General features: G+C 52.9%; 12 protein-coding genes and 1 pseudogene. 2 read left to right on the top strand and 11 right to left on the bottom strand.

The window, feature by feature from the left end:
• Positions 1–149: 149 nt before the first annotated feature.
• From NST69_RS14050 to NST69_RS14035, 4 genes are all read right to left on the bottom strand, one after another.
• The gene (locus NST69_RS14050) at positions 150–4,076 is read right to left on the bottom strand and encodes a discoidin domain-containing protein (protein ID WP_342549667.1); all 3,927 of its coding nucleotides are present in this window, start codon (positions 4,074–4,076) and stop codon (positions 150–152) included.
• A gap of 330 nt (positions 4,077–4,406) precedes the next feature.
• Positions 4,407–4,841 carry a hypothetical protein gene (locus NST69_RS14045; RefSeq protein ID WP_340953113.1) on the bottom strand — a complete coding sequence of 145 codons (435 nt, stop codon included), beginning with the start codon at positions 4,839–4,841 and terminating at the stop codon, positions 4,407–4,409.
• Positions 4,842–4,857: 16 nt separating this feature from the next.
• The gene (locus NST69_RS14040; RefSeq protein WP_342549666.1) at positions 4,858–6,984 is read right to left on the bottom strand and encodes a hypothetical protein; all 2,127 of its coding nucleotides are present in this window, start codon (positions 6,982–6,984) and stop codon (positions 4,858–4,860) included.
• Complete coding sequence (locus NST69_RS14035; protein ID WP_342549665.1) at positions 6,985–7,467, bottom strand: GNAT family N-acetyltransferase; 483 nt, start codon at positions 7,465–7,467, stop codon at positions 6,985–6,987.
• A 192-nt stretch (positions 7,468–7,659) separates the two neighbouring features.
• Here NST69_RS14035 and NST69_RS14030 point away from each other — a divergent pair, with 192 nt between their 5' ends.
• On the top strand, positions 7,660–8,259 hold the full coding sequence (locus tag NST69_RS14030) for a hypothetical protein (RefSeq protein ID WP_342549664.1): 600 nt from the start codon (positions 7,660–7,662) through the stop codon (positions 8,257–8,259).
• Here NST69_RS14030 and NST69_RS14025 read toward each other — a convergent pair.
• The 3 genes and pseudogenes from NST69_RS14025 to NST69_RS14015 form a co-directional block, all read right to left on the bottom strand.
• Positions 8,249–9,166 (bottom strand): class I SAM-dependent methyltransferase, encoded by a 918-nt coding sequence (locus NST69_RS14025; protein WP_342549663.1) that lies wholly within the window; start codon positions 9,164–9,166, stop codon positions 8,249–8,251. The two genes, NST69_RS14030 and NST69_RS14025, sit on opposite strands and share 11 nt — an antisense overlap.
• A gap of 168 nt (positions 9,167–9,334) precedes the next feature.
• A pseudogene (locus NST69_RS14020) lies at positions 9,335–9,427 on the bottom strand (glutamine amidotransferase); the annotation flags it as partial.
• Between the two features lie 255 nt (positions 9,428–9,682).
• The gene (locus NST69_RS14015; RefSeq protein WP_342549662.1) at positions 9,683–11,068 is read right to left on the bottom strand and encodes an FGGY family carbohydrate kinase; all 1,386 of its coding nucleotides are present in this window, start codon (positions 11,066–11,068) and stop codon (positions 9,683–9,685) included.
• A 135-nt stretch (positions 11,069–11,203) separates the two neighbouring features.
• On the opposite strand from NST69_RS14015, the gene NST69_RS14010 reads away from it, so the two are divergent.
• Complete coding sequence (locus tag NST69_RS14010) at positions 11,204–11,962, top strand: SDR family oxidoreductase (protein ID WP_342549661.1); 759 nt, start codon at positions 11,204–11,206, stop codon at positions 11,960–11,962.
• Positions 11,963–12,024: 62 nt separating this feature from the next.
• Here NST69_RS14010 and NST69_RS14005 read toward each other — a convergent pair whose 3' ends face one another.
• From NST69_RS14005 to nirD, 4 genes are all read right to left on the bottom strand, one after another.
• Positions 12,025–12,345 (bottom strand): iron-sulfur cluster biosynthesis family protein, encoded by a 321-nt coding sequence (locus NST69_RS14005; RefSeq protein ID WP_339314124.1) that lies wholly within the window; start codon positions 12,343–12,345, stop codon positions 12,025–12,027.
• 234 nt (positions 12,346–12,579) lie between these two features.
• Positions 12,580–13,347 carry a uroporphyrinogen-III C-methyltransferase gene (gene cobA / locus NST69_RS14000; RefSeq protein WP_342549660.1) on the bottom strand — a complete coding sequence of 256 codons (768 nt, stop codon included), beginning with the start codon at positions 13,345–13,347 and terminating at the stop codon, positions 12,580–12,582.
• Complete coding sequence (locus tag NST69_RS13995) at positions 13,344–14,231, bottom strand: formate/nitrite transporter family protein (protein WP_342549659.1); 888 nt, start codon at positions 14,229–14,231, stop codon at positions 13,344–13,346. Before NST69_RS13995 ends, cobA begins: the two co-directional genes overlap by 4 nt.
• Positions 14,232–14,268: 37 nt before the next feature.
• Positions 14,269–14,580 (bottom strand): nitrite reductase small subunit NirD, encoded by a 312-nt coding sequence (gene nirD, locus NST69_RS13990; protein WP_339257479.1) that lies wholly within the window; start codon positions 14,578–14,580, stop codon positions 14,269–14,271.

Genomic DNA, 14,580 nt, shown 5'->3' with positions numbered 1-14,580 from the left:
TTGTAAAGTCATTATGTACTTAATGAATAGAATAACATGCAGAGATGCTGTATTGCTGTCGCAAAAGATCGAAAGCAAATATGAAATTACTATGAAAAGATTACACAAAAAGAGGAGCCACTTAGGCCCCTCCCCTGTCAATCTCTTGGCTACTGAATCAACAGCCCAAACCCGCTCTGAATAAAATACAAGCTTGGATACGCAATATTGCTGGTCGTCAGGTTGTTGAAGGTCGCCGAGCCGTTGCCGGTATACGTGTAGATAGCCGCTCCCTTATGGGCACCGGAGAATCGTGAAGTGGTTACTCCATCGAGACCGGTGCCGTTAATGTTAATGTTGTTAAATACGATACCTGAGAAGCCGCCGCCGTATCCGAATTGGATCGCATCGCGCTGGGTGTTGATGATGTCGATGTTGGTGAAGGTAACGTTCTTGATCGGGTCACTCGAAGCTTCGAGATCAATTGCGCCGCGTTCCCCGTCATACAAGTCACGGCTGGTGCCGCTGTTAATAATCGTCGTATCCGAGAAAATCATCCCCGTATTGCTGTTGAAATGCGCCCCCGGGAAGGTCGTATTCAGCCGGATACCGGAGCCGCCCACCGTGTCGATAATGTAGTTGTGATCCGCCTTGTGACCGCTGCCCCCGAAGATGCCGATAGCGCCAGCACGCCAGTTATTCTCAATTGTATTATACGAAAAGGTGTTATTCACCCCATCCGGCGCCCCGAACGTATTGCTCGGCCAGACAGCCAGTCCGTCGTCCCCGTTATTGCGCACATTGGTATTGCGGACAGTAGAATTGCTGGTCCCCTGGGAGAAGTTGATGCCGTCTGCCAGATTGTTGCGGATGCGGCTGTTCTCTACAAGCAGATTGTTCGCAAAAATCGCCGGTGTCCGCGCATAATCCCCCACCCACATACCGCATTCAAAATGCTCAATCCATACGTCATGGATGACCGAATTGTTGCCGAAGTTATCCATCAGGCCTTTGTAGATGGCATTCTGATTGTAGCGGGACCGCAGATTCGAGTTCATATACAAGTTGCTGAAATCCAGCTTGCCCTGGACGCGGAAGGAGATGCCCCCGCCAGCCGCATTGGGATTCGTAAATTGCAGATTGGTGTGCCAATAGCCTGCACCGGTGACTGTGAAGTTGTTGATCATGTTGCTGACCGAGCCAATGACCCACATGCTGCTCAGATTAAAAGTTCCAGCTGGAATGTAGAGTGATTTCCCGCTGGAGACGGCGGCTGTAACCGCACTGTTGAAGGCGGCCAGATCATCCTGCCCGTCTCCTGCCACTGCGCCGTAATCGGTGACCGATACCGAGTTGGCCGGACGGGCGATGGCTACCGGTACAGGTTCAATCTCCAGGAAATCCACCCCGTATTCAAGACTGTCTCCGTTGTTCTTCTGGATACGGATGGTGTCTCCGGGCTGCAGAGGGGTGTCCATCTTCCAGTGAACTTCATCGAACCGGAATAGCGGACGTCCAGCACTTGGCGCATCACCCGGCTGATCTCCAGAAAAGTATTGCCAGGCATAATAGGAGGTGAGCGGAATGGTCTTGGCCTTGGTTCCATTCACATATACGTCAAGCGCACCGGTAAGACCCATTCCGTCTGCCGAATCCGGCATCGTGAATCTCATGGTGACTCCGGCACCGCCTTGCCCCGCTCTCACTGTCCACTGTGCATATGCACCGTTAGACGGTAAGGCCACATAACTCTGTCCCGAAGCTTCGGAGGCAATCAGCGTCTGATCGAAATTGGGAGCGGACTTCACCACCGCAGCTCCTCCGCGGGTCGCATCCTGTGTATCATATCGGCTGTACGGAACACTTGCGCCGCGCAAAGCATATACAACCAGATTCACAGTGTTCACGTTGTTGGCCTGCTTCGTTGTTACCTCATTAGCATCTACTGCAATGGTCGTAGTGACGGTGTAATTGCCGTTCACTGCACTCCATGTGCCGGGAAGCGACACATTGACAGAAGCCCCGGCAGCAATCACGCCACTGTATGAACCCGTGAAGGTCTGCACTGTCGAGCCTGCGGCGTTCTTCAGGGCTACTGTGATGCCATGGGCACCGCCTGCGGAAGCAACATTGCCTTGATTCTTGACATTAACTGTGAAAGATACATTGTTTCCCGCAGCCGGTGTCCCCGGTGACCAGGAAGTCGTCCCGACAAGGTCGGAGCTGGAGACTGGAGCAATTACCAGCGGCGAAGAATTCGTATAGCTGTTGTTGCTTTCGTTCTGCTCAATAATCTGGCCCGCTTCATCTACCTTGGCACTAAGCGGATAAGTTCCGGCTGTTAGCGTTCCGGCATTCAAGGAGACTGTAGCTGAAGCCCCTGCAGCCAAAGCCGCAACGGGTGCCGAACCCGCCAGCTCGTTGTTCAAGTAGAAATTGACAGTGGTGGCTGCCGCCGCGGCATTGCCAATGTTTTTTACCGTTGCATTCAGAGTTACACTGCCTGTCTCCACCGGAGAAGCAGGCGTCCAGCTCATGCCGGTGATCGTCAGATCCGGGTTCGCAGCCGGCGTGCCGTAGACCTGGAATTCGGCAATTTGTCCGGCCGGTGCGCCGGAATTCGTATTAATGGCAAGCTGTACCCGCTTAACGGTTGCCGTCACTGGGATGGTCACCGAGTTGCCCGAAGCCGGATTGAAGGTATAGGTCTGAGCTGAAACGAGGCTACTGAAGGTGGTTGTATTCTGATTGTGCCCCAGGACTTGTATATTCTGGGTTCGTGTTCCCCACTCGGTCGCCGGATTCAGCTTCAGCACAATTGAAGTGATATTATGATTGGCTCCAAGGTCGAGCGTAAGGGCGCTTGGATTCCCGCTGCCTTCCCAGTAAGTTGCCGTGTTATTGTCGTTCGCATTCGCGGCAACGAAATTCTGCGTGCTGGAGGAGGCGCTGATCGCCTTACCAATGGCGATGTTCCCTCCAGGGGACACCGTTGGTGTAGGCACCGGTGTTGCTGTCGGTGCTGGTGTTGGTGCGGAAGTTGGTGCCACCGTAGCTGTAGGGGCAGGGGTAGTTACCGGCGTTGGCGTTGGTGTAGGGGCAGTTGTTGGAGCTACTGTAGATGTAGGTACAGGTGTAGCAATGATTGCAGATGCTACCGTAATTAGATCCAAATTAACGTTGCCCGTATCCCCCGCATCGTATTTGTAAGCAATGCTATTATTGCCAGCATTCAGCGGGAGGGCTTCAGCCTTCGTGCTCCAGGTGTCCCAGTTCGCCAGGTTCGGCAAGGTGGTCTGGCGCTGCTTAACTCCGTTCACGTAGATACTGATCGTCTTGTCGCTTCCACTTGCATTGGCATACTTCAGCGTAACGTTCCGTGTACCCGCCGCAGGCACATTTACCGTGAAGGTGGTGGCTGGACCTTGGGCCAGATAGTTGTCCACAAAACCTGTGCCGGAGTATCCGGCATGGTCCGTGTTCACTTGCGCTCCGCCGGATAATGCAGCAGCCTCTGCTTCATAGGTGCCCGCTGAAACCGGTGATGCAGTAGGGCTGGCTGTTGGCGCAGCGGTTGGGGTGCTCGCACCGTAGATTTCAAGCTCAGACAATTGGCCCGCAGGCCATGCCGTATTCGCACTGAACAGCAGACGGACATAACGTGTGCTGGCAGCATTGAAGTTTGCCGTGACACTGTTGTTCCCCACCGCAGGGTTGAAGACATATGCGGTCGAAGCAACGATATCCGTGAAGGTAGAGCCGTTCGTACTTCCCTGAACAGCCAGCGTCTGCGTCCGGGTCTCCCAGCTTGCCGGAAGCTTCAGCACAAGCTGGTCTATACTGGTGAGCGTACCCAGATCGACCTGAATCCACTGGGGAAAAGCATCATTTGCGCTCTCCCAATACGTATTCTGATTACTGTCCTTAACGTTATCCGGCGTATAATTCTGGGATTGCCCGCTGGCGGTAATGGTTTTGTTAAGTACCAGATTCGGTCCGCCCGCTGCCGACGAACGGGTAAGCGGTCCAGCCGCCATGAATAGCGTTGAGATGAGCAGCGTAATTACAAGCGACCATGTAACAGACTTGTTGCGCATTCTATTCCTCCTTAATCTGATGTGGAACGACACACAGTGATATTCACAGCCCTCTAATGATAGCGATTACAACTATTGAGATCCCTTTCCCGCCCTCCCCTCGCTGCAATACACACTCATTATAGGTTTAATGCAGAGCACTCTTTAAGAGCTATTTCTACGGAAAAGATAGGTGATTCTATGAAACTGATCATTGAGCAGGATGGACTAGAATTAAGACAACAAAAACAGGTCACTTATGGTGGTATCTAACCATTAGTGACCTGCTTAATTTATAGGGATTGCATGCATCTTTATACGGATATTACATCGCAGATTCAAGTACACTTCCTAAGCTATATCTCCAATCTGATAACTCAAGCCCATCGCAAAAAAAGGAAAGTGAACCGTTCCGTTCAACTTCTTATCATCGACAGTTATTACATTATTCTTTCGCAATAGTATTGACTTATCATTTAATTCAAGAATGCAGTCTCCATCCATTTGGTTAAGGAATTTCCCAATGAAGACCATTAGATCATATGCCCAATTCGTATGGGAAACTAAAATATCAATATAGCAACTAAATTTTAATGTAATATCATAATCCTCACTTGCAAACATTGTGCCATGCCCACCCTCCTTGATGGAAAGTGTAAAGCCATCGCTAGAAACTGTGAGAGTATCATCAGTTTCTATTATATCAACATCTTGAAACAGTCTTGTTATTGAATTCTTTAATTCACTGAAATTAGAAAACCCTCCGAAATAAAAATTACAAAACATGATTTTCTCTCCTTTTCTAAGGTTTTAATCTCGTTATCTGTCCATCCTTAATAATAATTAATTCATCCAATGTAGGAATTTCATAATTCTTGAACTGTTCATAAAGTTCATCCAACGAACCCTTATATCCGTCTAAATTCATAACAATTCGACTCGCTTGCTCTTCGGTCTTTTTTTCTACGGTCGCCCAAATATTCCTAACCTTAAGCGTCTCTGGAGAATAACAATCAAAAGCATTACCATTAATAAGGAAGTCAGGGTTAGAGGTTTGTTTAATTCCATACCCATTTCCCCCCTTTGTGTTGGGCAACATTTCAATCTCATAGCCTTTGTTTGCTAATAAATCTGCCGCTTGATTCTGGAAAGTAATTGGATTCGGTTCGTTAGGGTCAGGCTTTTCATATTTGCCCTTAGGTTTTCCTCCCGGAGAACGTGTAGGTTCTGTCAGGTCAAAGTTCCCCTTCCCCTCCAACCCATCCATAAACCGCTGCTGCACCGGCGTCTTCGGCAAGGCTGGCGTATCGGGGATCTCTCCTATCTTGAAAACAAATCCTTCCGGCGTTTGCACTGCACGTCCCAGATCCGGGAGCTTTTGCTTAATCCCTTGCAGGGCATCCTTCGCCGCTTGGCTGACGGCGTCTTCTACCTCGCCTAGGACTTTCCCCGCTTTGCCTGCTTTGGTGACCTGGAGTCCAGGAACCAGAATCGAAGCGACCGCACCCAGCATCTTCGCCTTCTCTTCCGGGGTGCCCTCGTCAAACTGATGATACGCCATCTTCGCCGCTTTCACCAGCACTTCGGGATGGTCAATCAGATATTGCGCCTGCTGCTTCATTTCTGTGGTGGTTTTAACCGGGTCCACAACTAGCTTGAAGGCAAAGGTTGCCGTATCCGCCACGCCCATGACGACCTCTTTCACCAATCCTTCGGTAAAAGCCAGCACTACATCTCCCGACTGACGTACCTTGCTCTCCCATTTCGTGAGGCCGTACGTGTTATCCAGCCACCCCAGATAACTGGTGTACATGGGGGTGAGATATTCATTCGGCACATAGACTTTGGCCTGATAAAAGTCCCAGGTGGTCTCATTTTCCTTGTTGTCTGCGGTAATTGGCGTGCCGTCCGGCAGCATGAGCGGCGGCCCGTTCAACCGCCGCTCTGCTTCGATCTGCTCTTGAACCTCCTTAAGAGCCGCTGCGATCTGAATTTCCTGCCGCTTCGCCACAAGCTGGCTCCGCGCATATGCTCCGGCGGCGGTTTTCTCCATCGCCAGCCGCAGGAGCAGTAAATATTCTTCGTTATGTAGTAACGGAACCTTGCCCGCCGTAATCGACGGATCATACTCACAGGCGGTGATCGCCGGTTGCTTATAATAGGCGCTCAGATCCTTACCGGCTTCATAGTAGATCTTGGCTACGCCTAGAGAAGCCAGCTTCTGCCGGGCCTCTTCGGCCTGAGCGTGGACAGCCTCCATCTGTACCTGATTTCCGAACGCCTGATACACTTTGAAGGCCATCTGTGCCTTGGCGATCTCATTGCGCGCCGCCAAGATATCGTTCAGTTTACTATGTGCAGCTATACTCGCTACGGTCAGCAGGCCTGAGGTCTGAATGACATTCCTGAGCTGCTGCACCATCGGGTCCCTGCTGAGTTCATCTTTTCCCGATAAAGCGGCAATCGAAGTGATGAGATTCGTCGCACTTCGCTGCACAAATTCAGGGATGGAGACCCGTCCGGCGGCTGGTTGCAGCCCCAAGCTGCCGAAAGCCGCGAGCAACAGATTAAATTGGCCTGTCAGCTTATCCGCCTCCCGCTTATTCTCTTCCTGCAGCTCCGATACGCCTCTCAAGGCGACACGGATGATATCCTCTAATTTCTCCGCTTCTACGGTTAATTCATTAATCATCACCTGGGCCCTGACCAGATGGTCGCCCATGGGAATGCCGCCCCAGTTACTGGACTGGCCCTTCAATTGAAGATATAACCGGTTGGTGTCCTGACTCACCTGGCCAATTTTCGACTGCAGGCGCCTGACTTCATCTTCGTTAAATACTAGCTTCGTGGAAGACACTATGATCCCTGCTTCCTTCTCCAGAATGGATTCCGAAGTGAATTCTTCATAGTGTCCATATTTCCACAGCAATCAGATATGTAACTCTCGAATATACCAAGCATCACACGCATAATGCTCGGAACCGGCCAGCGGACCATCCATCTGGCCGAATCCGTGCTTGACATAGAAACGGCCAGCGGCCTGCATCGTCAACAGCGTCTCCAGGTAACACTTGCGGTAATGCTGCTTAGCGAAGGCAAGCGCATTATCCAGCAGCTTTGCTGCAACGCCTTGGCCGCGGATGGCTGCGGACAGGTACATTTTCTGCAATTCACAGATCTGCTGTGCTTCGTCAAAAGCCGCAATCCCGCAGCCGCCCAGCACCTGCCCGTCCACTTCCACTATCCAGTAAGCCCGGTTCGCCGCACTGTTGTAATAGGTATATAAGTCTTGCAGGCTGTCATCTGCCCAAGCCAAGCCTTCGCGGTTGCCGCCGAATTCAATCAGGCATTCCCTGATAATCCCCTCAATGGCCGCATTATCCCTGCGCTCAATGGGACGGATGGTAATCATATCGTTGTCCTCCTCTTAACCTCTATCTGTTTCGTTTCCTGCTTCGATGTTTAGTGAACCTATCATATCATTTGCTGCTGATTGCTGTCATTCACTCGCAATAGCTAGGCCACCCTCTCCGGTTTGGCTCCTTCCCCCTGAACGATTCGCCTGCTATACTGGGATTTGCAAGCAGGATAAGGAGTGAGACAGATGAACAAGCTGGTATTTTTCCTCGGGCCCGGAGGGGCGGGCAAAACCACACTAGCCAAGGCTGTTGCAGCCCGGCGTCCGGCGGCAGTGTTCGATATGGACATTCTGCTGCGTCCGGCAGCAACCGCGATCATGACTATGCATGGGCTTGATCCTGACGACAGGGATTCTGATGAGTATAAAAGACTATGCCGCGACCTCGGCTATCGCATTACTATGGATGCAGCGCTGGATAATATCGGTCTGTCCAGCGATATCTACGTGGTGGGTCCCTTTACCAAAGAAGCGGCCGATCCGGAGTGGATCGGCCGCGAACTGGCGCGCATCGGGCGCACACTGGAGGAAGTCGAGGTCAAGGTAGTCCTGGTAGGACTTGCGGATGCAGCCATGTTCCGTGAACGGCTTGAAGGCAGGCATTCCGCGCTCGACACCTGGAAGTTCGCCCATTGGGAGAACTTCAGCGCTTCTCTAGGCCCCCGTACCGTAGCCTGGCCGCTCCCGCCTGCACAGGTGGCGCAGATCGACAATTCCCATCCCGACCGGAATGTCGCGGTAGCGGAGGTGGAAGCTTTTATTTATGGAGAGGAACCTACTGCTTAACCGCATGAACATAATGGATCGTCTCAAAAGCGCTTAGAGCATCACTCCGGCCGCTGAAAAACCTCTCGTTGATCTCAACCGGAGACAGGTGCTCGTAGACCAGCAGCCCGGCCCCGGCCAGCAGCTCCTCTATCTCCGAATAGCTGAACCAGGATTGCATGGGCTCGCCGCTGGCAGCAGCCATTTGCACCATTTTGGCCACCCGGCCGGACACGCCCTGCTCTTCCATTAGATACTCATCTGCATAATCCAGAACGATAGAGCTACCTGAGGGAACCTTTGCGAGCAGCTCCTTAATCAGGCGGGTATTCTCCTCCTTGGTAAGGTAGTAGGATACCCCCAGCAGGCTGAACAAGGTCTTAGCTTCGGGATCGAATCCCCGATTAAGCAGACTGGAATACGTGAATTCGCCCGTGAAGTCCATGGGGACGAGATGAAGATTGCCCGGAACCTCAAGCTGTGCGTCCTTAAGCCTCTGCTGCTTGGATGCCTGGGTAGCAGGAGCATCGACTTCAAAAATCGTGAGCCGCTCCATAAGCGTAGGATAACGGTAGGCAAAGCTGTCCAGCCCCGCCCCAAGAATCACATACTGCTTCAGCCCGAGACTCAGCTCATGCAGCACAATAGCCTCACAGTAGGCAGCACGTGCCAGCGGTGTGGGGGATAACTGAACCTGGACAATCCATCTCAAGATGGATTCAGGATCATCCGGGTACCTCTCCGCGATCTCGGGATTGAAGAACGCAATCCCCTGGACCATATTCCTGCGGATATCCGCGAATTCCTGCGGTGATATCAGCTTTTGTGCCACATCATCATTGAAGATCTTTGGACTGTCAAATTGACTGTGATACGCACGGCCAAAAGCGGCCACTAAGGCAGTCATGCTGGACTTGTTCTGCTTCATTCGTGATTCCTCCATGCAAAAATAAGATTCCCCTGGCCAGGAGAACCTTATTATATACACAAACTATTAATATGTAAATTATAGCATAAAAAATATTTTTTGTCAATGATAGATGTTACAATATTCCTTGTTCATCCCTGTTCTAACGAGCCCATTAGCTGGAAAAAGAAATCGGCCTGTGTTCAGTTCTGCGGCTAAATACCCGTATTCCCAGTCTGAAATCGTATTGAATACATATAGATAAGCTTGTCTGTTGTGCATAATTGCAACTCTCCCATCACTATTTGATATAGCCTATTATAGTAAAACTCCCCTGACAGACGGTGTCAGGGAAGGTGGGGAGAATGGGAAGAATCTACGTTAGCACTTGGGTGGACGCTCCGCAAACAGAACGTTGTTCCCATCGCTGTTGTTTAAGCGACAACTGAAGAACAACCGGAGCTTCGGGAGATTTCTGCAAAGGGCTATCGCCGCCTCAGAGAAAATCACTTTTGAGACAGCCCCCTTCCCGTTAACTCAGCTAGGCTCTGCTCTAAGATAAGCACCAGCTTCTCTGAAGCTTGCGATCTCCCCGCCGCCGACAGCGGCACAGAGCGCCGCTCCCACCGCCGCTTCCTCAGCATGTTCACCAAGCTCAAGCGGTAGCCCGAAGGCCGCTTCGGCCTTGGCGCACAACACCGGATTCGCCCGCAGAGCATTGCCTGAGCCTATAAGACAGCTGAATGTGCCCGCGCCCTGCTGTTCCAGATCTGCCAGGAAGCCGTGCAGTTCATCTACCATCCCTTGCAAAAAAGCATGGGCCAGCCCGCCGGGAGTAAAATTCTCCAGCGTGATCCCCTTCACACTGCCGCGCTTCTCCGGGTCTGTCCTTGTCCCCAGGAACTGTGTGTTCACCGTAAGCCCTGTGATTCCGCTTCCCAGCACCTCTTCATTAAGCAACCTGGACATCAGGGAATAGACATCTGTCGGCGCTTCTCCCGTGTATGCGGTGACCAGCTGCCGGAAGAATCCCTCCAGCAGGGCATAAGACTTGCCGCCGCTCAGGGCTGCGCCAACCATCAGCACCCCGCCGCCAGGGAACGGTCGTACCTCCATTGCAGAAGGAGCTTTGGCGCAGTCAGGCAACCAGGCCGAGAGCTGGCTCCCTGTGCCGATGTTCAGCAGCAGAGTTTCTCCGGGCCGCGGCACACTGCCTAGGAAACTGGCCTGATTATCCCCGAGCGAGGTGTATACGGGAATGCCTTGTGCCGTGCTACCGATTGCCGTCCCGGAGGGGACGACCTGCGGCAAAAACGAAGGGTCGATCCCGGCGAGACTAATCGCAGTTCTATCGAAATCCCCTGTCCCCAGACTGAAGCCCCCGATTCCCGCTGCCTGCGTTGCATCGATCCGCGGCACATCACTGTTCGCCAGCCTCATCGCAATATAGTCCGCAATCGTGCAGAAGCCGACTGCATGCTCAAGGACAAGCTGCCCGGACACATTATAGTAATGGGTGGCGAGTCCATAGCCGGGAGCTACAGTGTACCCGGTAATATTGCTGAGCTGCTGCGCATAGGTAGGACTGCCCGTCCTTCCGGTGAGCTGTCCCGCCCGTCCATCCTGCCAGGTATACAGCGGACCTATTGCTCTGCCATTTGTATCCAAATAGACAATCCCATGCATCTGCCCGGTTAGGCCAATTCCTGCTACTTCCGGCTGCTGCGCCAGCAGACGGTCAAGTATGTGTTCCACCTGCTTCACAATCAGTTCCGGGTCCTGCAGCCGCTCCCATTCCTGATTCAGGCTGAAAGGCAGGCTCGCTTGTGCTTCCGTAATACTATATAGAATCGTACGTTTCTCCAGATCATAGAGCAGCCCGGAGATGGATGTGGTTCCGATATCTAGTCCGGCCGTAATCATAGACTCCATCCTCTTCCCTGTTGTATAGCCCATATGTTAAGCCTTCGCGAAGGATAGCGTCAACCGGGCGCATAAAACACTATGAAGCAAAAGATACTAGACCAGAGAAAGATAACTATACACGGAGGTACATATATGAGACTTCACAACAAAGTAGCTGTAGTAACCGGGGCGGCATCCGGGATGGGGAAGGCGATTGCCGTCCTGTATGCGAAGGAAGGGGCCAAGGTCGTAGTGGCGGATATTCATTTGGAGGCTGCGGAGACGGTGGCCGGTGACATTAAAGCTGGCGGCGGGGAAGCCCTAGCGGTACAAGCCAATGTTGCAGACGAGTCTGACATCCAGAATCTGATCGACAGTACAGTCAACACCTACGGCACGATAGATATTCTGGTAAATAATGCGGGGATCATGGATAACTTTGAACCGGCGGGTGATATTGAGGATGAGAGCTGGGAGCGGGTTCTCGCCGTTAATACAACTTCGGTGATGCGTGCTACGCGTAAGGTACTGCCTATTTTCCTGGAAAAACAACAGGGTGTTATCATTAACGTCGCCTCGGTAGGCGGTCTGTTCGGTGCCCGTGCCGGGGCGGCTTATACAGCCTCGAAGCATGCAGTTATCGGCTTTACGAAGAATACAGGATTCATGTATGCTGCCAAGGGAATCCGCTGTAATGCGATTGCGCCGGGCGGTGTGGAGACCAATATTGGTTCAACCATGACCCATATCAATCCTTTTGGCATGGAACGTACACAGCCGGGCATGGCGCTTAATCCACGGATGGGCCAGCCCGCAGAAATCGCACAACTCGCCTTGTTTCTGGCTTCAGAGGAAGCAGGCTTTGTGAATGGGGCAGTCATTACCGCAGACGGCGGATGGACGGCTTATTAGCAAAGGCCATCCCCCGCATGCTACGGGAAGATGGCCTCTTTTCTTAAACTACATTTATTGCTTTAGCTCCGTGCATCCTGCACCCTGATATTGCTCCCGAACAAGGTGGAATCACTCGTTAGTTTGTAGGCCGGATACCCGGCCTCTGCTTCGAGGCGCATCACGTCATCGAACAGCAATTCCTGCTGGCGGTCACACAGGAAGGTGAACGGCTCGGTCTGAAACACAATATCCGTTGGCGAAGGCTCGCTGACTACCCGGATGACCAGTATGCCATTACAGCCGCAGTCCTCCGTATCGTAGAACATTTTGAATTGCCCGGGCTTCCCGGCCAGACTCTGCTCCAGCCGTTCGCGGGTCATTGCATTAAGTTCAATCTGCATCTGTAATTTCTCCCTTCAGGACAACCTGTCCGTTATGCTGTATCTGTAGGCGACAAGTATAGTCTCTAATCTGCGCAGACCCGTGTGACAGCAGTCACTGTGAATGTGAAAATATAACTTTCAGCGCACATGACACATCAGCGATGAATACTTCCCCTTGAATATAACACAGAAACAGGCGCTGCCATAACCTGGCCTACCGCCCGGAGATGTCAACGCCTGCCCTATTCTGCTTCACCCGATCTGCGAACGTACGGCTTCCTCCAGATTCAGCAGCTCCGCTCTGACCTGGACCACCTCACCGATAATGATCATGGCCGGATTGCTGATCTTCATCGCGGTGGCAACCTTGTCGATATTGCCAAGCGTGCCGGTCACGATCCGTTCGCGCACCGTTGTTCCGTTCTCAATTAATGCAACCGGGGTCTGCGGATCCTTGCCGTGTATCAGCAGTTCCTTGCAGATCTCCCCCAGCTTGCTTACGCCCATATAAATCACAAGCGTATCCACACCATGGGCCAGCGCATCCCAACGCAGCGGCGAATCTTGGGTCTGGCAGCGGCTGCCAGTCACGATGGCGAAGGAGGCCGCCACACAGCGGTGAGTCAGTGGAATGCCGGCAGAAGCGGCTGCGCCCACCGCCGAGGTGATTCCCGGAATCACCTCATAGGGAATACCGGCTGCAGCTGCGGACAACGCTTCTTCCCCGCCCCTGCCGAACACGAACGGGTCGCCGCCCTTCAGCCGGACTACATGACTTCCAGCTGCGGCATGGCGGATCATCAGCCGCTCTGTCGTCTCCTGCGGCATCGAATGCAGACCCGGCGCTTTGCCGCAGTAGATGCGCACGGCATCGCCTCGGGCATAGTCCAGAAGCTCCTCATTCACCAGCCGGTCGTACAGAATCACATCGGCACATTGAATGCGCCGCAGCGCCTTCAATGTAATCAGCTCGGGATCACCCGGACCTGCGCCTACAATAGATATGCTGCCCTGCTTCATACGCTTTTCTCCAGGGCAGGTGTGCCCGCGAGCCCCGCCTCTCCGCGTCCCGGAAGCTCTGCTGCCGCAGTTGCTCCGGGTTTGCTGCCTTTTTGCGACCTGCTGCCTTTTTGCGATAAGTAGAATAGCAGGCCCGTGAATAGCAGACCGCCCGCGAAGTTGCCGAGCAGCACCGGAATGCCGTTCCAGACCCACCAGTCCGCCATCGTCACATTCGCTCCAAGCATCATCCCCGCCGGAATGACGAAGAAATTGACAACCGTGTGCTCGAAGCCCTGTCCGAAGAAGGTCAGGATGGGGAGCCACATGGCGAGGATTTTGCCGGAGGTGGATTTCGAGGTCATCGCCATCACTACACCCAGCGTAACCATCCAATTGCAGAGCATCGCCTTGATGAAGGCCAGCGCGAGCCCCTCTGCCCCCAGGCTCTGATAAGCAATCGTCTTCCCTTCACTTGCCGTAATCAGCGTCTGCACCATGGGGTTCGACAGATCGGTCCCCATCTTCGTAATCGTCAGCCCGTATAATGCGGCATAGATGGCACACCCGATCAAATGCCCCATAATGACCCAGAAATAATTCCCCAGCATGCGCCCGATGGTGGTCTGCTTCTCCAGCACGGCCAGCGGAATCAAGGCGAAGCTTCCGGTAACCAGCTCCAGTCCGAGGAGAATAATCATTACGAAGCCTACCGGAAAAAGAATCGCGCTCACCATAGGGATCTTGGTCTGTGCCGCTGCGGTGAAGGCCAGTGTGGTGGCGCATGCCAGAATCGCACCGCCGAGACTGCCGCGGACAATGAGCTGCATGATGCCCAGTTCTGCTTTGGTTTTTCCCGCTTCAATCATGGAGCCCAGCACTTCGCCTGGTTTGACATAGTCCATTATGAATCCCCCTTTATACTGTCCCTGTATGAATGAATTAGATCGTTAAGTACAAGCTGCCTGTGGCGTGATCGACCTCCACCTCATAGGTGGTCACATGACCCGTATCGGGGGCCTGCACCTCGCCTGTATGCAGCTCGATCCGCCAGTCATGGAGCGGGCAGTGCACCTTGGAGCCGCAGACCATACCCTCTGAGAGCAGGCCGCCCTTGTGCGGACAACGGTTCTCCACCGCCAGCACCTCTCCGCTGCTTAGCCGGAACAAGGCAATCTCCAAGTGATCTATCCGTATTGTTCGTGATCCTTTCAGATCCACATCATTCAGGTTGCCGATCAGCAGTTTCGTCAT

Source organism: Paenibacillus sp. FSL P2-0089, assembly GCF_038595095.1.
GTDB classification, from domain to species: domain Bacteria; phylum Bacillota; class Bacilli; order Paenibacillales; family Paenibacillaceae; genus Paenibacillus_AQ; species Paenibacillus_AQ silagei.
This window is presented reverse-complemented; position numbering and strand designations above follow the sequence as displayed.

Bases quoted from the DNA above. Each gene is read 5' to 3' on its own strand.
- NST69_RS14025 (WP_342549663.1), bottom strand. From the start codon at position 9,166: ATGAAGCAGAACAAGTCCAGCATGACTGCCTTAGTGGCCGCTTTTGGC.
- NST69_RS14010 (WP_342549661.1), top strand. From the start codon at position 11,204: ATGAGACTTCACAACAAAGTAGCTGTAGTAACCGGGGCGGCATCCGGG.
- NST69_RS14015 (WP_342549662.1), bottom strand. From the start codon at position 11,068: ATGATTACGGCCGGACTAGATATCGGAACCACATCCATCTCCGGGCTG.
- nirD (WP_339257479.1), bottom strand. From the start codon at position 14,580: ATGACGAAACTGCTGATCGGCAACCTGAATGATGTGGATCTGAAAGGA.
- NST69_RS14035 (WP_342549665.1), bottom strand. From the start codon at position 7,467: ATGATTACCATCCGTCCCATTGAGCGCAGGGATAATGCGGCCATTGAG.
- cobA (WP_342549660.1), bottom strand. From the start codon at position 13,347: ATGAAGCAGGGCAGCATATCTATTGTAGGCGCAGGTCCGGGTGATCCC.
- NST69_RS14030 (WP_342549664.1), top strand. From the start codon at position 7,660: ATGAACAAGCTGGTATTTTTCCTCGGGCCCGGAGGGGCGGGCAAAACC.
- NST69_RS14045 (WP_340953113.1), bottom strand. From the start codon at position 4,841: ATGTTTTGTAATTTTTATTTCGGAGGGTTTTCTAATTTCAGTGAATTA.
- NST69_RS14005 (WP_339314124.1), bottom strand. From the start codon at position 12,345: ATGCAGATTGAACTTAATGCAATGACCCGCGAACGGCTGGAGCAGAGT.
- NST69_RS13995 (WP_342549659.1), bottom strand. From the start codon at position 14,231: ATGGACTATGTCAAACCAGGCGAAGTGCTGGGCTCCATGATTGAAGCG.
- NST69_RS14050 (WP_342549667.1), bottom strand. From the start codon at position 4,076: ATGCGCAACAAGTCTGTTACATGGTCGCTTGTAATTACGCTGCTCATC.